Source organism: Flavihumibacter profundi (assembly GCF_020076305.1).
GTDB lineage: Bacteria > Bacteroidota > Bacteroidia > Chitinophagales > Chitinophagaceae > Flavihumibacter > Flavihumibacter profundi.
Window position 1 is genome coordinate 821,390 of the sequence record NZ_JAIQXE010000003.1, and the last position, 17,165, is coordinate 838,554.

Consider the following 17,165-nt stretch of genomic DNA (forward strand, 5'->3'; position numbering starts at 1 on the left):
TGAATATTTTTAGTAGCATGGTTTTAATTAGGCACATTCCTTTTTTAAGAGCAGTTTTCCTGCATAGCCTTACGGCCTTCGGTGGCCCGCAAGGCCATATAGGGATGATGTTGAAAACTTTTGTTACACAGCGAAGGGACCTTACCCAGGAAGAACTGATGGAATACAATGCTTTCTGCCAGATGCTGCCAGGGGCATCTTCAACCCAGGTGTTAACACTTATCGGGTATAAGCGGGGCGGACTGCCATTAGCCATACTAACCCTTATTGTCTGGATACTTCCAGCCTGTACCTTAATGGGTGCCCTGTCATTTTTAGTCCGGTATTTTGAACATCATGATGGAGAACAGGCGGTACTGAAATATATAGCACCGATGACCATTGGGTTTCTCGCTTATGCCTCCACGATAGCTTTCCGCCTTGCAATCCATAATACCATTACCAGGGTAATTATGGTGATGTGCACCATACTAAGCCTTGCATTTTTCAAAATTCCCTGGATGATCCCCCTGCTGATCGTTATCGGTGGCTTTGTTACAAACCTGAGTGATCGCAGGATTCCGCAGGGTAATGAAGTACCCAAGAAAATCAAATGGGGAAATATCTGGCTGTTTGCTTTTATTTTCATCATGGCTGGTGTGCTGAGTGAGCAGGCAAGGAAATATGACTGGCCTAACAGGCGCCCGATAAATCTTTTTGAAAACACTTATCGTTTCGGCAGCATTGTTTTTGGTGGCGGACAGGTGCTGGTAGCCCTGATGTATGAGCAGTTTGTAATAAGGCCCGAATCGGAAAAAGTGATCCAAAAAAATCCGAATGCGGTAAAAATTGACAGGGAGGCATTTTATACCGGTGCCGGACTTGTGCGGGCCATACCCGGACCTGTTTTTTCAATTGCTGCATTTATGGGCGGTATGGCAATGAGCGACCGGGGCACAGGTTGGCAGGTTATTGGTTGTATTATTGGTACGGTAGCTATTTTTTTACCGAGTGCCTTATTGGTGCTTTTCTTTTTCCCGGTTTGGAGCAACCTGAAAAAATATGCTGTTGTATTCAGGGCCCTCGAAGGTATTAACGCTACGGTTGTTGGATTCCTCGTAGCCTCAACCCTTTATATGATCAAGGATATTTCTATGACCGAATGGGTGGACCATGGCTGGATGAATACTATTGTAATGGTGGGTACCTGGCTGATGTTGTATTACTCGCGCTTACCCTCTCCCATTATAGTTATTATCTGCCTGGTGCTTGGCTACCTGTTTTAGGCAGAACTTATTACTATAGCCTGGTTAACTGCTGTACTGCTTTTTCAAGGGTCTCCTGTTTTTTAGCAAAGCAAAACCGGATCAGTTTTCCCGTGGTTCCATATTGGTAAAAAGCAGAAACGGGTATCGTTGCAACCCCAAACTCACGCGTTACGCGAAGTGCGAAATCAATATCTGGTTCACTGCTGATGGCTTCATACCCTGCACAAATAAAATAACTTCCGTATGATGGTTTTAGGGTAAACCTGGTTTGTTGCATCAGGGTAATAAAATAATCCCTTTTTTGCTGGAGGAATGCATTCAGGGAAAGATAGGATTCCCTGTCCTGCAAAAATTCGGCTATACCAACCTGTGAAGGGGTATGGCAACTGAAACAATTAAACTGGTGGATTTTCCTGAACTCTTTCATTAAAGCAGCAGGGGCAACACAATAACCCAATTTCCAACCGGTACAATGGAATACTTTCCCGAAAGAGAAACAGACAAAACTCCTTGCCAGCAGGTCGGGATACCGGAGCATGGACTGGTGTTCCTTTCCATCATAAATAAGGTGTTCATAAACCTCATCACTTATAATGAAAAGGTCGTGCTGCTCAACAATTGAACGCAATTCCCTTATATCATGTTCACCAAGGATTGCCCCTGTCGGGTTATGTGGCGAATTGATAATGATCGCTTTTGTTTTTGGGGTCACTGCTGCCCGCACTGCAGGCCAGTTGATGGACAGGTCTTCCAGGTTCATGGGCACCAGGACCGCCTTCCCGCCGTTTACTTCAATATTGGGAACATAACTATCATATGCCGGTTCAAGGACAATAACTTCATCGCCCGGTAATAGTATGGTGGTTAAAGCTGTGTATATGGCATAAGTGCCGCCTGGTGTAATCGTGATCTCGGTATCCGGATTCACCGTGCTTTTATATAATGACCCGATTTTTTCAGCCAGTATTTCCCGCAGCGGAAGCCATCCTGCCATTGGTGCATACTGGTTGAATTGGTTATCCATAGCCCTTGCAACGGCATCGCTCAGCCGCTTATCCATCGGAAAATCAGGAAATCCCTGTCCCAGGTTCACGGCATTTAACTCGGTTGCCAATGCACTCATTGTAGTAAAAATGGTCGTGCCAACCCGGGGAAGTTTAAAGGGAATGGAAGTCATATACTTTATTTTCCGTTTTGCAGGGCCTGGTCGCGGTATTCGGAAGGACTCTTTCCTACCTGGTGGCGGAAGAATTTGGCAAAGTTCGAATTGTCTTTGAAATGCAGGTAATACGCGACTTCGGCGACTGTCATATCAGTATTCCTGAGCAGCGATTGCGCTTCAAGGATCAATCGTTCACGTACAAGTTGTGCAGCGGTTTTGCCGGTTTGGACTTTTAACAGGTTACTCAGGTAAGTCGGGTGAAGGTGCATCTCATTGGCCACATATTTCAGGGTAAGCGCTTTTTCCATATTCCCTTTGTTAAGCTCAATGAAATAGTTGTTGAGGGAGTATAAAAAATTATTAAGGGTTGTGTCTTTGGTGGCTCCGCCCTGGGGATTGTCAGCAGAGAAAGCGGACTTGCATTCGTAGAGGAAAATGTTGATATAATGAAACAGCATTTTCATTTTCTCCGGATGGTTACTGCGCAATAACTGGTACATTTTTTCAAACTGGCTGACCAGCATTTCAGCACTATTTTCATTCGGATGGACCAGCATGCCATTTTCAGTATGAAAGAAACGGAATTCCCGGAAAATATATTCCCCCTGCGGATATTGGAAAATAAAGTCTGGGGTAAAAAACAGGATATACCCCTTCCAATCTTTAACCTGGGCATATTGCCTGATATGCCAGGGTGAAGTGAAATACAAACTGTTTTTTTCTACTACATATTCTTTATTGGAAATATTAAGGTTAAAACCTCCATCGGTAACAAATCCAACTACGAAGGCATTCAACCTGAAAGGGTTGCCGGTGTTATCCTGGAGAAGATGGGGAATGTCCTCAAACTTTAAAATATCGAGATGCGGAGAATTGGGTTCAATTACATTTGAATTGTGAAATGATTCTACCAGGGTTTCGTAATAAGTTACCTGTTTCTGCATGGTAATTAGCTATATGGATTAATGGTTCAAAATTGCTGTTACTTCAATTTCCACCAGGTATTCCGGGGAAATAAGGGCGCTCACCTCAACCATTGTCGTACATGGGCGGATTAAGGAAAAATATTCGCCATGGGCCCGGCCATATTCTTCCCAACGGCTGATATCGGTAACGAATAGGCGCGTACGAACCACGTCTTTCATTTCAGCATCGGCCTTTTCCAGCACTTTGGCGATTTTTCCAAGGATATAGTGTGTTTGGGCATAGGCATCATTAACTCCAACAACCTCGTTTTGTTCATTAACAGCAACAGTTCCTGTGACTTCAATAATGTTACCCATTTTTACAGCCCTGCTGTATCCAATAATATTTTCCCAGGGAGCGCCGGAGGAGAAATTTATCCTTGTCATTTGTTTTGTTTTTTTACCCGGTAAGTTAATATTGTAATATTACTGGTAAAAATAAAATACCCTGTGATACTATCACAGGGTATTCAAATTATATGATGAACGGTAAGCTTAAAGGTACTTCTCCCCCTTTTTACGCCTTACCTCCGCTACATATTCCTTTATTTCCTGTTCCTTGTTTTTCCGGCAGATCAGGAGAACATCATCAGTGTCGACTACGATAAAATCATCCAGTCCCTGCAACAACACAAGTTTATCATCGGGAACATGTACCATACATTTGGTGGCATCAATAACCACTACGTTATTACCCGCTACTGCATTTTCGAGGTAGTCCTTTTCAAAATTATCATAGGCACTGTTCCAGGTGCCAAGGTCGCTCCAACCAAAGGAAGACGGGATGATATACACATTATTGGCTTTCTCCATGATACCAAAATCGATGGAAATATTAGTGCATTGCGGGTAAATTTCTTCCAGGGCTTTCTTCTCTCCAGGGGTATTGAATTTATCTTTCTCGGCTGCAAAAACTTCGTGCATTTCCGGCAGGTACTGCTCAAAGGCCGTGATGATATTCTTTACCTGCCAAACGAAAATGCCCGCATTCCACAGGAAATCGCCACTGGCAAGGAATGTTTTTGCTAATTCGAGATTGGGTTTTTCCGTGAAGGTTTTTACTTTAAACACATTATCTGAAACAGCATGCTGTTCGAACTGGATATAGCCATAGCCGGTATTTGGATGCGTCGGCTGTATGCCCAGGGTAATTAATGCATTGTGTTTATTCACGAAACTGAGTGCTTCAAGGCAAACCTTTTTAAAGGCGATCTTATCAAGAATCAGGTGATCAGCCGGAGCAATGATCAATGATGCCTTAGGATCCTTTTGCATCAGCTTAAAAGAGATATAAGCAATGCAGGGCGCAGTATTTTTCCGGGAAGGCTCACCTAAAATATTGGCAACAGGAAGGTTTGGTAATTGCTCAGCTACAATACCTGCGTATTCTTCTGAGGTAACTACAAAGATGTTTTCAACCGGAATAAAATCTGCATAACGTTCGTAGGTCCACTGAATAAGCGTTTTACCCGTATTCAGGATATCGAGGAACTGTTTTGGGTAATTGGTACGGCTCATTGGCCAGAAACGGCTTCCTATACCGCCGGCCATAATGGCCACATAATTGTGTTGATTCATTAGATAAGGCCTTCTTTTATTAAATCGTGTAAATGTAGGATTCCCTGGTATTTGTTTGTATCATCAGTTACCACCAACTGGGTAATATCATGTTTTCGTAACAATTCCAATGCGTTTACAGCCATTGCATCGGGACTGATTTTTTTGGGATTCCGGGTCATGATCTCCGAAGCTTTTACGTCCGACAGGCTAAAGTCTTTTTCGAGCATCCGGCGCAGGTCGCCATCGGTAATTACACCAAGCACCTGGTTTTGCCCATCGGTCACTGCCGTTATGCCGAGCCGGCTTCCGGAAATTGCAATAATGATTTCTTTTAAAGGCGCATCCGGCCCGATAGCCGGACTTTCGTTGTTAACATAAAGGTCACGGACCCTGAGGTAAAGCCTTTTACCCAGGTTGCCACCCGGGTGGAATTTGGCGAAATCCTGCCCGTTGAAGCCACTAAGCTCCATCAGGCAAACCGCCAGCGCATCTCCCATCACCATTTGTGCAGTTGTACTGCTGGTTGGTGCCAGGTTATTCGGGCATGCTTCCTTTGAAACAGTCGTATTTAAAACAAAATCAGCCTGGCGCGCCAGGAATGACTGGTCATTTCCGACCATCCCGATAATGGGGTTGCCGAAATTGCGGATAAGCGGGACAAGCACTTTAATTTCAGGACTTTCACCGCTTTTGCTGATCACCATTACGACATCAGCGGCCTGGACCATCCCCAGGTCGCCATGGATAGCGTCTGCGGCGTGCATATACAGCGATGGCGTTCCTGTGGAATTAAGGGTGGCGACAATCTTTTGGGCCACAATGGCGCTTTTGCCAATACCACTCACAACCAGCCGCCCCTTGCTTTCAAATACCGCCTGGACGGCTTTCGCAAAGTCCTCATTGATGAAAGCCTGCAATCCCGCCAGTGAGGCGGTCTCTAACTCAATAGTCCTGCGGGCAATGGCCTGTATGTTTTGATAATTCATATAGAAGCGGCACAAAAGTAATCGACTGTAAACAAGGGAAGGATTTTTTTTAGTGTTTTTTCCTTCACCCGCCGGGTATTACCCGCCGGGTAATACCCGGCGGGTGAAACCTGTAAACGCTAAGAAAAGCATGAAGGAAGCTAAAACCACTTAGTATTAACATTTTACAGGCTTGTAAGCCTTTATTTTTAAGTAATTTCGCTGTCCTGAAAAAAGCGGCTTGAATTTACGGCAAGCTCTTGCTGGTTAAGTCTGATGATTTAGTTCCCTGGCTTTATACTGAAATGTTCTGCTGCTTTTTTGGTATCTTATGAACGTTCTGCAAGAATGTGAGATTGAAAACAAATGAGCATGGCAACAACTACAAAATCCCGGAAAACCGCAGCAGCAAAACCGGTCACAAAAAAAAGCACTGCCGGTCCAAAGACCGCAAAATCAACACCAGCTGAAAACACTTCAAATAGCGCTTTAGCGGGTAATCTACCCGAATCACTGGAAGAATATTTCGGGTTTTCACAGTTTAAGGGAGACCAGGAAGAAATTATTCAATGCCTCATGGGGGGCAGGGATACTTTCGTGATTATGCCCACTGGTGGCGGAAAAAGCCTTTGTTACCAGCTTCCGGCCATGATTTTACCCGGGGTTGCCATCATCGTTTCGCCACTTATTGCCCTGATGAAGAACCAGGTTGACCTGGTCAGGGGTTATAGCAGCAACGATGAAGTTGCACACTTCCTGAATTCAACGCTGACAAAAAAAGAAATCAGGGAAGTGCATGATGACCTGCTGAACGGGCGCACGAAAATGCTGTATGTAGCCCCTGAAACCCTTACCAAACAGGAAAACCTTGATTTTTTCAACGACCTTAATATTTCATTTTTTGCCGTAGATGAGGCCCATTGTATTTCTGAGTGGGGCCACGATTTTCGCCCCGAGTACCGCCGCCTAAGGGAAATGATGGATGAGATCAATAAGGATGTACCCGTAATTGCCCTAACGGCTACGGCTACTCCAAAAGTGCAGAGTGATATCGTGAAGAACCTGGGACTGCGTAACCCTAAGATCTTTATTTCTTCCTTTAACCGCGACAACCTTTATTACGAGATCCAGCCCAAGGTGAAGAAGGAACAAACCATTAAAAGCATGGTGAAGTTCATTGTGAATTTTGAAGGGAAGAGCGGTATCATTTACACCCTGAACCGTAAAACAACGGAAGAACTGGCAGAGGTACTGGTGGCCAATGGTATTAAAGCTGTAGCCTACCATGCCGGGCTTGACAGCAAACTCCGCGCTGAAAGGCAGGATATGTTTTTGAAGGAAGATACCCAGGTAATTGTAGCGACCATCGCATTTGGAATGGGTATTGACAAGCCCGATGTGCGGTTTGTTATGCACTATAATATCCCGAAAAGCATTGAAAATTATTACCAGGAAACCGGTCGTGCGGGTCGCGACGGACTGGAAGGAATTTGTATTTTATATTATTCCCATAAGGATGTTTCCAAACTGGAGCACCTGATGCGGGATAAGCCGCTAAGCGAGCGGGAAGTAGGTGCGCAACTGATCAATGAAACGGTAGCGTACGCCGAAACCGGGGTTTGCCGCCGTAAATTCCTGCTGAATTATTTCGGGGAAGACTATACGGAGGAGAATTGCGGGAAATGTGATAATTGCAAGCATCCGAAGGAGCAGCTGGAGGCCAAGGCCGATGCGGTGAAAGTGCTGAAACTGGTGAAAGCCCTGGATGAACGATTTGCTACAGATTATACCGTGAATATCCTGGTGGGCAGGTTAACGCCCCAGAACCATATGTATAAGCACAATACCCTGGATTCATTTGGTACGGGAAAAAATCAAACCGATCAATACTGGGGTTCGCTGATCAGACAGATGTTGCTGGCAGGTTTCCTTTCCAAAGACATTGAAGAATATGGTGTACTGAAAATTACAAAGGCCGGTGAAGCGTTCCTGAAAAAGCCGAAGAGTTTCAAGATCGTGATGAATAACCTGTATGAGGAAGCCAATGAGGATGATGAAGAAGGTGCTGAAGGAAACGGGGGTGGCGCAATGGCAGCCGATGAGAAGCTTTTCGAAATGCTGAAAGACCTTCGGCAGAAAGAGGCGAAGAAAAAAGGCCTTCCGCCTTTTGTGATATTCCTGGAAAACTCCCTGCAGGATATGGCAACCTTGTACCCTACTGCGGTAAGTGAATTGGATAAATGCCAGGGCGTTAGTAAGGGTAAGGCGATCCGCTACGGAAAACCTTTCGTGGAACTGATTGCCAAATATGTGGAGGAAAATAATATTGAGAAGCCCGACGAGTTCGTCATGAAGAGCGTGGTGAATAAGAGCGGGTTGAAAGTATATATTATACAGCAGACCGATAAGCGGATACCGCTGGAAACCATTGCGAAGAACAAGGAGCTGCGGCTGGATGCCATGCTGGAAGAGATGGAGACTATAGCCGCCAGCGGAACCAAGCTGAACCTTGATTACGCCATAGATGAAATGCTGGACGAATACGAGCAGGAGGAGATCCTGGACTATTTCAAAGGTTGCGAAACGTCTTCCCTGCAGGTAGCCCAGGAAGAACTGGCCGACAGCAACTTCACCTGGGAGCAGCTTAAGATAATGCGCATCAAATTTTTGTCGCAATACGGGATGTAAATAAAAAAATGTTGATAACCGCGGGATATTTGTTGAAATCCCCCTATTTTTGCGTCCCGATTTGATGATTACGGTCATTGATTCCCGGATGGTGCGGTAGCTCAGTTGGTAGAGCAAAGGACTGAAAATCCTTGTGTCGCCGGTTCGATTCCGGCCCACACCACAGAAAAGATACCAGCCGCTGATATTCAGCGGCTTTTTTTATGGTTTTTTGGGAATCTTCACTATTTTCTTCTCATCCCTTTTATTTTTCATGAAATCGCTAATGAGGGTGGAATACACTTTTCCCTGTTCGATCTTCAGCGCGATGGCTACGGCCAGTTTCCATTCCGGATTATTCATTAATGTTTTAGGGTACAAAGTGGCCATCACAGTCATGCCTTTGTATTGTTTGATCACTACGCCGTTAAGCTTCCCGAGAAAGCCCGTTAGGGCTTTGCCGGGGTGTTGGTATGTGGAAACTGCGGATACGGGAATTTTCCCGGTATGACGGGAATGGAGATTTGATTATATTAAGGGTGTTTTCGGATAGGTGTGACCGATGTAGCGAAGCCGCGGGTTTTTGATAGTGTGGGTATCGACAATCTGGAAAGGGAAATAGTGTGGTGGGTGGCTTTAGTGAAATCGGATTGTCCTAACGGCAATTAGTAATGTATAATAGAATGTGAATGATAATCAAGCACACTTTTAAAGATAGGGATCATTTAATTTCTTAAATATTTGCGTTATAGCCAATTGTAAAATGACGACCAAAGAATATCAAAATATAATTCATCCATTAATTCAAACTAAACTTGAAGGTTTGGAAGTGAAAAATGAATGGACTGCATTTACAGGATATCGCAATCACTATTCACCTAGAGTTGACATTGCTGTTGGACCATTTAGTATGGTTGCTGGACAAAATCAGACTAACGATTATAATCAACTTGTAGCAACTGAAAACATTAATCTATTTATTAGAAAATTATATCACATACACATTGAAAATATAGGATTAGAAGTAAATAATGAAATCACAATTCCGCCTTTTGAAGAGTTGATTTACAAAAATCAAAATGCTAGATGTTTTCTTGCAATAGAAATAGAAAATGAGAATTCAAAGAAACACATTATGGGAAGTCTAATTAATGCCGCCTCTCTAGGAAGAATAGGTATTGGAGTAGCTTATACTGAAAAGACCATGAGAACTTTTATTAGAATCATGAATTATCTAGGGTTCTTAAGAAGGGTCGAAAAGAACACATATGATACTACAAATTTTTTGATTATTTCAAAAAATCAAATGCAAAATATATTTACTGAAATAAATGACAACAATGGCTAACCATGACTTTGAATCAATAACTGAAGAGCTAAAAAAGCAGCTCGATTCTAGTAGACAAAATTGGCTTTTTGGAGCTGGTATAAGTTACAAATCAAATATTCCTTTGATGTACCAATTGACTGCTCGAGTAAAAAGTATTATTGATGCTTCTAAAATCGACAAGGATATTGAAATCTATAATTTACTTACGGCTGAATTGCAAGACAAGTCACATATTGAACACTATTTAAGTCATATCGGTGATTTGATTGCATTAGCGGACAGGTCCAAAACTCAATCAGCAACTGTGAGTGCAAAATCGTTCACTAAAGATGAACTATTAAACCTTCACAAATCCATAATTTCCGCAATTGGTGAAACTGTTCGATATGGTTATTCAAATGACGGAACTGAAATAATTGGTGATTTTTCAAATCCAATTGTTGAAATAGAACATCATATCAAATTTGTTCAAGCGATATATTCAAATAGATCAAATTTGCTGTCTAGGTCTAAACTCACCTTTTTTTCAACCAATTATGACACATTATTAGAGGATGCTTTAGGGTTAGAAAAATTCACTGTTGTTGATGGTTTCTCAGGTGGTGCAATTGCATATTGGAATCCACAATTTGAATTTCAAGATGCTCATAGCTTGCCTAATAAATGTCTGCTTTACAAACTTCATGGGTCAATAGATTGGCATCGAGATGAAAAGAAAGGTTTAGTTAGAACCAGATACGGAACAAAATATTTAGCAAATAAATCTGAGATAATGATTTATCCTCAAGCTACAAAATATGTAGAGACCCAAAAAGACCCATTTTCATATTTGTTTAACGGCTTTAGAAACGCACTAAATTCAAATGAAGACAATGTATTAATTACATGTGGATATAGCTTCGGAGATGACCATATTAATGCTGAAATAGAAGCGGCTCTATCAAGTAGAAACAATAGAACTACAATAATCGCTTTTGCACAAGAAAACCCTAATGGCACTATAGTAATTAACAAAACACTTGATGCATGGCTCACTGATAAACAATTTGGTAGTAGAGTTTATGTTGCTGGACAAAAAGGAGTTTACTATAATTCTAGAGATCCGCTACAAACCACCGATAAGAAAGATTTGTATTGGTGGACATTTTCTGGATTGACAAATTTCATTTTAACTGGAGACCATGAGTAAAGAACTATTTATCACACTACCTTCTTTGAGAATTGGAAAAATTGTAGAAGTATGCAGTAATCAAATTAGAATTGAACTTGATACTAAAATTACTGAACTTACAAGATCAGTTTATGGCCAAGTATATTCGGTAGGTCAAATTGGTAGTATTATTAAAATACACTTCGGCAGAAAAATACTATTCGCATATGTTAGAATGTTGAGAATGCAGTCTGATATTCTTGCTGAAGAGGGTAAAACTTCTATTCTACCTGGTGATGATAGAAGGATATTAGAAGCTGATTTATTTGGCCAAGGTATTTGGAGTTCAAAAGATTGTAAACTTTCATTTGTTAGAGGAGTTGAAACATATCCACTTCCTTTACAAGATGCCTTTCTATGCCTGAATGATGAACTTGAAGGTATTTATCGTGCAGCAGAAGATTTAAAAGACATTGAAAACAATCCAATGGTTCCTATTGGAAATTATGTTGGAGGAAATAATGCCGTTTGTCGAGCAAATATTGATAAATTATTTGGACATCATTGTGCAATTTTAGGTTCTACTGGTTCAGGAAAATCTGGAACAGTTTCATCCATTCTCCACTCCGTTTTGGCGCATCAAACAAAAGGCAAAACATTATCACCTAGGATTGTAATTATTGACCCACATGGTGAGTATGCTAAGGCATTTGGGGATAAAGCAGTTGTATATAAAGCCTATAACGAAGCGTCCACAAAGGCTGTTAAATCTGAGCAATTGAAATTGCCGTATTGGCTAATGTCAAGCGATGAATTTAGATCATTAGTTATCGGTAAAACTGAATTTGAAGCTACCTCACAGACAAATATGGTTTATCAAGCAGTAACCTATGCAAGATTATTAAATTCAGGTTTAGTTGAAAATGTTGGTGTCGATCCACTAGGAGAAGCAAATTCAGAAATTCCAACAGGAGGTAAAACCGAGAGTGATATTTTAAACTTCGACAGAGATAAACCAATTCCATTTCTACTTTCTGAGTTTCTCAAACACATTGATAAAGTACAAGGGCGTAAAGCAGGTAAAACAGACTTTTTACCTCCAAGCGATTCCAACAGACAAAAAATAGAATCGATTCTTAAAAAACTAAAAGTCTTGCGTTCTAATCCACAATTGTCATTTTTAATGGAGGAGTTTGGTGCAACTTCACCGACACTGGAAACTGTGCTCCATCAATTTGTAGGTGATATTGAAGATAAGAACCTAAGAATTATTGATATCTCAGGATTACCTAATGAAGTTGCTGGCCCATTAACTGCTCTAATCGCAAGGCTATTATTTCAATACAAATTATGGCAAACAAGAGAGGAGAGAGAAAAGGATCCTGTTCTGTTTATCTGTGAGGAAGCTCACCGTTATGTACCAAATCATGGAGAGGCACAATACAAAGAAGCGCAAGAAGCAGTAAGGCGTATTGCCAAAGAAGGTCGAAAATATGGTGTAGGTTTAATGCTTATTTCCCAAAGACCATCAGATGTTGAGGCAACTGTTTTATCACAATGCAATTCGTGGATAATCCTTAGACTTACGAACTCGAATGACCAAGAACATGTTGCTAAATTCTTACCAGATAGCTTAGTAGGCTTGACAAAAATGCTGCCTTCTCTTACTAGACGGGAGGCAATTTTTGTTGGAGAGGCTGCTGCATTACCAAGTAGAATTAGGATAAACAAACTTATACCAGAACAATTGCCAGACTCCAATGACATCAGTTTTGTAAAAGGCTGGGTTAACGCACCAACAAAAACAATTGAACTTAAAAAAATAAGCGACAGATGGATTGGGACAGCATAACAACAGGCTATAACATGAACTGTGCAAAAAACAAAATAATATAACCTTTTTTATGCCTTAACCGAGCAATAATTCGGTTGATACAGACAATTGTGTTTTACCGGTATGATTCTATAGGGAATATCATAAGTGATATAAGGCAAAAAATATATTTAGATTCGATATCGACTCAAATAGATTCTAATAATAACTACTCTTTTCAAATATTACTTATAATATCAAATCCATTTAGGGCTTCGAACAAGATATTTATAAATAATTTAGGGCCTGCTAATAATCTTATAGATTTTGATTCGATAAAGAGCGCTAATACTCCTTATATATTTTTGAATAAAAATTTCAAACCCGATCTAACAAAAGTTGACCTCCCCCCAAAAAACTGGACACTGCTAAACTAGAAAAATGAGGCAATTATTCATAACTTAAACAAGAATGATTGCGCATGAAAAAGTCAAAATTTACGGAAGCGCAGATTGTATTTGCGATCAATAACAAGTGTAAAGTAAAATCAGGATTATTTATAAAACATGTAAGGTTTATTTAGGACGAGTCACCGAAGAGATCTGTCGCAAGATGGGCGTCAGTGAAGCTACTTTTTACAATTGGAAAAAGAAGTATGGTGGCCTTGGCGTATCTGAACTTAGGGAACTGCGGCAACTCAAGGAGGAAAATGTAAGATTAAAGCAAATGGTGGCTGACCTTAGCTTGGACAAGCAAATGCTTCAAGATGTAATCAAAAAAAAGCTCTGAGGCCAGCCCAAAAGAAGGAGCTGGCCGCACATATAATAAGTCAATTCAAAGTGTCTATTCGGCGCGCTTGTAGGCTTCTGCATAATCGTCATTCGGTTTACTATTACCAACACCATCGCCGTGAAGACCGGCCTGTCCGCGCCAGGATAAAAGAAATAGCAGAAACAAAAATCCGATTTGGCATGTGGCGCGTTTATACGGTGCTGCGAAGAGAAGGCTGGCCAGATAATCACAAGGGGGTCCACAGGATCTAAAAAGAGGAAGGCCTCAATCTTCGACGCAGAACCAACCCTCGAACTGTTTCATCCGCTGATGATGGGGTGGCATGTGGTCAGCAAGTGTGGTATAGGATTTCTGGTGGTTTTTTCGCACTGTAATAGAGGCCATCATCCCGAAGCTGGATATGGTAATTGCGTTGTATGGACAGGATTCTGCATTTTTTCAACACGCAGGGCGTGGCAGGCAACTGGCGAAGCAGCGGGCGCTCGAGCTGTTCAAAAGATCTTTTCTGCTAATAGACGATCCTTTAAGTACACCATTAACGATAGGGATCTTTTTAATTTCGTAAATATTTGCATTGCCTGCAAGCGTAGTATGACACCCTAAAAGTTCAGGCAGACAAAACTCGATATGAATTTCAACAATATTGACAACATAAAGAAAGCAGGTTTTGTAGGATTCAGTCAGATCTTATCTGGCGCGCATAGCGGAAGACAGCAGTAATGCATCCAGGCCGACCGATAGAGAACTGGCAGATTGTTTTTACAACTGAACCACCTGGAACGCCAGGCGCTGATCATACTGGACGACTTTGGCCTGCAACCCATGCAACAGGATGTAAAACTTGCCTTGTTGCAAATCCTCGAAGAACGCCATGGTAAGTATGCTACGCTGATCACCTCCCAATTACCCGTTAGTGCCAGGCACGAGTACATTAATGAACCAACCGTCGCCTATGCTCTAATGGTCAGATTGACAGCCGGCGCTCACCGGATCGAACTGAAAGGCGAATCTATTAGAAGAAAAAAATGAACGAAGGTCACTTAGGATAAATACTTTTGAAATCACTAACCGCTCTTTACATTACTGTTCTTCATTGACCCTAAACAGAGGCGTCAACATCACCCGGAATACCGGGGTCAGTATCACCGGAATTTACAGCTAAGCTAATAAACTGGAAAAGTAATTTACATCCGAAGGGTTTAATACGTAGGAATTTGAAAGCTTTTTAAACAAACTGGATGCCTGCAAAGTACTTGATCTAAAGTCAGAAGTTAGCTTTGAATAGTACCAACAATAATGGTTTTCAATTCCAGTACTACCGGAGCACTCATTATTATTTTTTACTTTTATTTCGATAATATTTTTTCTGTGATTTTTGTTCGTTCTTTCGCCCTTTTTCGATTGGATTTTTTTTCCACTTGAGCGCATGTTGAACAACATTGTTTATTATCCAGTAGTGGCTTTGACACACGAAGCTCCAGTTGCCAATTGAGGGTGTCAGGGTAATCGTATCGCCATCATAACTAAGCTGCCATCCCACAGGAGACAGCGGAGTAACGACCTTTTGGCCGCAGCCGCAAGGACACTTATGAATAACAGTGCCAAATTCCATAGATACATAAAGAATTCCTTCTTCAAGTTCCGTAGGCATTAGTTCTACAAATTTATTCTGCAGTTTCATCATTCAAAAGTTGTGATTCATTAACCGTATAAGTCGTGTGATGCTCTTTTTCCATATCATGGTAGAAGCCAAACATCTTCTTCCATTTGACAATGGCCAGAGCCGCATTTAAAGCATTGAGTTCCGCAATCTGAATATTGGAGTGATACCCATCGTCTTCCTGATCAACGAAAGAAATCCGTCTTTCTAAATGATCTTTTTTTGCCAAATTGCATGAGGTTACTCTTAACGTGCCAAGCAATGTATTGTTTTTTACATTTAACCCCATGCCAACATCAATGAAAGGCACATTTGTATTTAAGAGGGCGTCAATGATAAGCCTCTTGATTTCTCCTTTATCAATGGCAATGAAAACAATGTCCATACCGGATAGCTCATTCACCGTTTGCGGAGTGATAAAATAGTCATGCGGAATAATATATCGGTGCATTTGAGAATACTTCGTATGCAGGTAATGAACCTTTTTTAAATTGCTGTTTAGCTCCTCAACCGTTGCCGCTCCTGGCGCACGAAATGCGTTGTGTACATGAAAATGATCTCCGTCAAAAAGATGGATCTCCTGGACAGGTGTTTTAGAAATAAAATCAAGAAGGTATGATCCCGTTCCACCACTGCCTACGATAGCAATTTTTTGCCCTTGCAGCTTTTCACTGATCGGTGTGATATTGGCTCTGCTGGAATTAGTGTCTATATATCTGAAAACGGTATCCTCTGCATCTTCCTGGATAACCGGGTGTGATTTTTCCGATACATCTTCTCTCAGTGCTTTAGCTGGGGCCGAAATAAGATTTGCATAACTACTAATTTTCTCATAATAATCTATATAGGACCGCCCTGGTTTGTTCGAAAATGAAAAATCTATCACAACTCCTTTGGTGATTTCCTGAGTTGCGCTTGCGTGTTGCAGTGCAGTAATGGGACTGCCATCGGGATAACATGGATAAGCTCCGGCAAAATGAATAACATGTGTATTCGGAACTCCTGTTTTGCCCGGACTGCTTAAGGTAAGTTCGCTCACAAGCTTGCCAAATTGTACTTCTTTTTTGTCATTAACGTACGGAATCTGGTGGACTACCAGGAGTCCACCTTTTATCTGAATTCCGTAGCCTTCATCCTTTAATCTCTTCAGATCCGGACTATGACTGATTAGCTGGTGTGACATTAAATCTCATTAGATCTTTAACGTGAACAGATTGGCCTTTTGTTAAGGAACCTTCAGGCTTTTTATCATTCCCTTTCTTATAAGTGACCGTATAGGTTTGTGAAGCATTTTCAGGTTGCACACCAAACGCCAATACGACAACTTGTTCAAATGAAATTGATTTTTCCTTCCAATCCTTTGTTTCGGCATTTACATAGATGGTGACATCTTTTTTGTCATCATATTTTTCATTGTCTTTTTTTTCAATTGCCTCGCTCATTTTAAAAACTATTTTAATTGATTAATATTTTTTGTCTTTCGGTGGTACAGGATCGTTGCCGTAAGAGTCCTTATCTCTTATTCTCCCGTTTTTTCCATGAATGATAACTTCTGACTTTTGATGCTTGGCTATGTTGGTAGCCACATTAATCGCTTTCTTTTGAGTCTCGGTAACTTTTGTTGCTTTTTCATTACCGGCTCCTTTAACCTGCCAGCCACCTCCAGGGTGCTTGGTCACATGCTGATTCTTTCCCATTTCTTTACATTTTTTAATGGGTTAACAAAACTGCCCCAACCTTATAACGGAGTAGAGGAATAGTCGCCGGAAAGCTGTATAGAGAGGAAATCACTGAGAGAGTTAATGTACTCTGGCAGGGATTGTAAATCGGCGGGAACCCCTACTTTTGTACTGA

Annotated in this window: 17 protein-coding genes and 1 tRNA gene; 8 read left to right on the forward strand and 10 right to left on the reverse strand. The window is 41.5% G+C overall.

Going from position 1 to position 17,165, the window contains the following annotated elements:
* Positions 1-17: 17 nt before the first annotated feature.
* Positions 18-1,265 carry a chromate transporter gene (locus LAQ65_RS18230; RefSeq protein WP_224118442.1) on the forward strand — a complete coding sequence of 416 codons (1,248 nt, stop codon included), beginning with the start codon at positions 18-20 and terminating at the stop codon, positions 1,263-1,265.
* Between the two features lie 13 nt (positions 1,266-1,278).
* On the opposite strand, the gene LAQ65_RS18235 is transcribed toward LAQ65_RS18230, so the two are convergent.
* The 5 genes from LAQ65_RS18235 to LAQ65_RS18255 form a co-directional block, all read right to left on the reverse strand.
* The gene (locus tag LAQ65_RS18235) at positions 1,279-2,424 is read right to left on the reverse strand and encodes a methionine aminotransferase (RefSeq protein WP_224118443.1); all 1,146 of its coding nucleotides are present in this window, start codon (positions 2,422-2,424) and stop codon (positions 1,279-1,281) included.
* 5 nt (positions 2,425-2,429) lie between these two features.
* Positions 2,430-3,353, reverse strand: a complete 924-nt coding sequence (locus LAQ65_RS18240) for a helix-turn-helix domain-containing protein (RefSeq protein ID WP_224118444.1) — start codon at positions 3,351-3,353, stop codon at positions 2,430-2,432.
* Positions 3,354-3,371: 18 nt separating this feature from the next.
* Positions 3,372-3,761, reverse strand: coding sequence for a RidA family protein (locus LAQ65_RS18245; protein WP_224118445.1), 390 nt, complete (start codon positions 3,759-3,761; stop codon positions 3,372-3,374).
* A gap of 108 nt (positions 3,762-3,869) precedes the next feature.
* Positions 3,870-4,952 carry a mannose-1-phosphate guanylyltransferase gene (locus tag LAQ65_RS18250; protein ID WP_224118446.1) on the reverse strand — a complete coding sequence of 361 codons (1,083 nt, stop codon included), beginning with the start codon at positions 4,950-4,952 and terminating at the stop codon, positions 3,870-3,872.
* Positions 4,952-5,920 (reverse strand): KpsF/GutQ family sugar-phosphate isomerase, encoded by a 969-nt coding sequence (locus tag LAQ65_RS18255; RefSeq protein WP_224118447.1) that lies wholly within the window; start codon positions 5,918-5,920, stop codon positions 4,952-4,954. Before LAQ65_RS18255 ends, LAQ65_RS18250 begins: the two co-directional genes overlap by 1 nt.
* 351 nt (positions 5,921-6,271) lie before the next feature.
* On the opposite strand from LAQ65_RS18255, the gene recQ reads away from it, so the two are divergent.
* Positions 6,272-8,587 carry a DNA helicase RecQ gene (recQ, locus tag LAQ65_RS18260; RefSeq protein ID WP_224118448.1) on the forward strand — a complete coding sequence of 772 codons (2,316 nt, stop codon included), beginning with the start codon at positions 6,272-6,274 and terminating at the stop codon, positions 8,585-8,587.
* Positions 8,588-8,677: 90 nt separating this feature from the next.
* Positions 8,678-8,750 (forward strand) — tRNA-Phe (locus tag LAQ65_RS18265).
* 38 nt (positions 8,751-8,788) lie between these two features.
* Here LAQ65_RS18265 and LAQ65_RS18270 read toward each other — a convergent pair.
* Positions 8,789-8,986: a hypothetical protein gene (locus LAQ65_RS18270; RefSeq protein WP_224118449.1), complete on the reverse strand. Its 198-nt coding sequence runs from the start codon at positions 8,984-8,986 to the stop codon at positions 8,789-8,791.
* A 343-nt stretch (positions 8,987-9,329) separates the two neighbouring features.
* On the opposite strand from LAQ65_RS18270, the gene LAQ65_RS18275 reads away from it, so the two are divergent.
* The 5 genes from LAQ65_RS18275 to LAQ65_RS18295 all read left to right on the forward strand — a co-directional run bounded on the left by LAQ65_RS18275 (position 9,330) and on the right by LAQ65_RS18295 (position 14,680).
* Positions 9,330-9,914: a hypothetical protein gene (locus tag LAQ65_RS18275; RefSeq protein WP_224118450.1), complete on the forward strand. Its 585-nt coding sequence runs from the start codon at positions 9,330-9,332 to the stop codon at positions 9,912-9,914.
* Positions 9,907-11,085, forward strand: a complete 1,179-nt coding sequence (locus LAQ65_RS18280) for an SIR2 family protein (protein ID WP_224118451.1) — start codon at positions 9,907-9,909, stop codon at positions 11,083-11,085. The genes LAQ65_RS18275 and LAQ65_RS18280 overlap by 8 nt, the downstream gene beginning before the upstream one ends.
* Entirely contained in the window at positions 11,078-12,898 is a 1,821-nt protein-coding gene (locus LAQ65_RS18285) for an ATP-binding protein (protein ID WP_224118452.1), read from the forward strand. The genes LAQ65_RS18280 and LAQ65_RS18285 overlap by 8 nt, the downstream gene beginning before the upstream one ends.
* Before the next feature lie 516 nt (positions 12,899-13,414).
* On the forward strand, positions 13,415-13,648 hold the full coding sequence (locus LAQ65_RS21220) for a transposase (protein ID WP_224118473.1): 234 nt from the start codon (positions 13,415-13,417) through the stop codon (positions 13,646-13,648).
* A gap of 756 nt (positions 13,649-14,404) precedes the next feature.
* Positions 14,405-14,680, forward strand: a complete 276-nt coding sequence (locus LAQ65_RS18295; protein WP_224118453.1) for an ATP-binding protein — start codon at positions 14,405-14,407, stop codon at positions 14,678-14,680.
* A 304-nt stretch (positions 14,681-14,984) separates the two neighbouring features.
* Here LAQ65_RS18295 and LAQ65_RS18300 read toward each other — a convergent pair whose 3' ends face one another.
* From LAQ65_RS18300 to LAQ65_RS18315, 4 genes are read right to left on the reverse strand one after another with little or no spacing between them, the layout of a single operon-like run.
* Complete coding sequence (locus LAQ65_RS18300; protein ID WP_224118454.1) at positions 14,985-15,302, reverse strand: DUF6527 family protein; 318 nt, start codon at positions 15,300-15,302, stop codon at positions 14,985-14,987.
* Positions 15,303-15,315: 13 nt separating this feature from the next.
* Positions 15,316-16,494 carry a ThiF family adenylyltransferase gene (locus LAQ65_RS18305; RefSeq protein WP_224118455.1) on the reverse strand — a complete coding sequence of 393 codons (1,179 nt, stop codon included), beginning with the start codon at positions 16,492-16,494 and terminating at the stop codon, positions 15,316-15,318.
* Positions 16,469-16,753 (reverse strand): multiubiquitin domain-containing protein, encoded by a 285-nt coding sequence (locus LAQ65_RS18310; RefSeq protein WP_224118456.1) that lies wholly within the window; start codon positions 16,751-16,753, stop codon positions 16,469-16,471. The genes LAQ65_RS18305 and LAQ65_RS18310 overlap by 26 nt, the downstream gene beginning before the upstream one ends.
* A gap of 21 nt (positions 16,754-16,774) precedes the next feature.
* On the reverse strand, positions 16,775-17,008 hold the full coding sequence (locus LAQ65_RS18315; RefSeq protein WP_224118457.1) for a DUF2188 domain-containing protein: 234 nt from the start codon (positions 17,006-17,008) through the stop codon (positions 16,775-16,777).
* Between the last annotated feature and the right edge of the window lie 157 nt (positions 17,009-17,165).

Bases quoted from the DNA above. Each gene is read 5' to 3' on its own strand.
- LAQ65_RS18250 (WP_224118446.1), bottom strand. From the start codon at position 4,952: ATGAATCAACACAATTATGTGGCCATTATGGCCGGCGGTATAGGAAGC.
- LAQ65_RS18285 (WP_224118452.1), top strand. From the start codon at position 11,078: ATGAGTAAAGAACTATTTATCACACTACCTTCTTTGAGAATTGGAAAA.
- LAQ65_RS18235 (WP_224118443.1), bottom strand. From the start codon at position 2,424: ATGACTTCCATTCCCTTTAAACTTCCCCGGGTTGGCACGACCATTTTT.
- LAQ65_RS18300 (WP_224118454.1), bottom strand. From the start codon at position 15,302: ATGCCTACGGAACTTGAAGAAGGAATTCTTTATGTATCTATGGAATTT.
- recQ (WP_224118448.1), top strand. From the start codon at position 6,272: ATGGCAACAACTACAAAATCCCGGAAAACCGCAGCAGCAAAACCGGTC.
- LAQ65_RS18240 (WP_224118444.1), bottom strand. From the start codon at position 3,353: ATGCAGAAACAGGTAACTTATTACGAAACCCTGGTAGAATCATTTCAC.
- LAQ65_RS18230 (WP_224118442.1), top strand. From the start codon at position 18: ATGGTTTTAATTAGGCACATTCCTTTTTTAAGAGCAGTTTTCCTGCAT.
- LAQ65_RS18310 (WP_224118456.1), bottom strand. From the start codon at position 16,753: ATGAGCGAGGCAATTGAAAAAAAAGACAATGAAAAATATGATGACAAA.
- LAQ65_RS18255 (WP_224118447.1), bottom strand. From the start codon at position 5,920: ATGAATTATCAAAACATACAGGCCATTGCCCGCAGGACTATTGAGTTA.
- LAQ65_RS18315 (WP_224118457.1), bottom strand. From the start codon at position 17,008: ATGGGAAAGAATCAGCATGTGACCAAGCACCCTGGAGGTGGCTGGCAG.
- LAQ65_RS18245 (WP_224118445.1), bottom strand. From the start codon at position 3,761: ATGACAAGGATAAATTTCTCCTCCGGCGCTCCCTGGGAAAATATTATT.
- LAQ65_RS18275 (WP_224118450.1), top strand. From the start codon at position 9,330: ATGACGACCAAAGAATATCAAAATATAATTCATCCATTAATTCAAACT.
- LAQ65_RS18280 (WP_224118451.1), top strand. From the start codon at position 9,907: ATGGCTAACCATGACTTTGAATCAATAACTGAAGAGCTAAAAAAGCAG.
- LAQ65_RS18305 (WP_224118455.1), bottom strand. From the start codon at position 16,494: ATGTCACACCAGCTAATCAGTCATAGTCCGGATCTGAAGAGATTAAAG.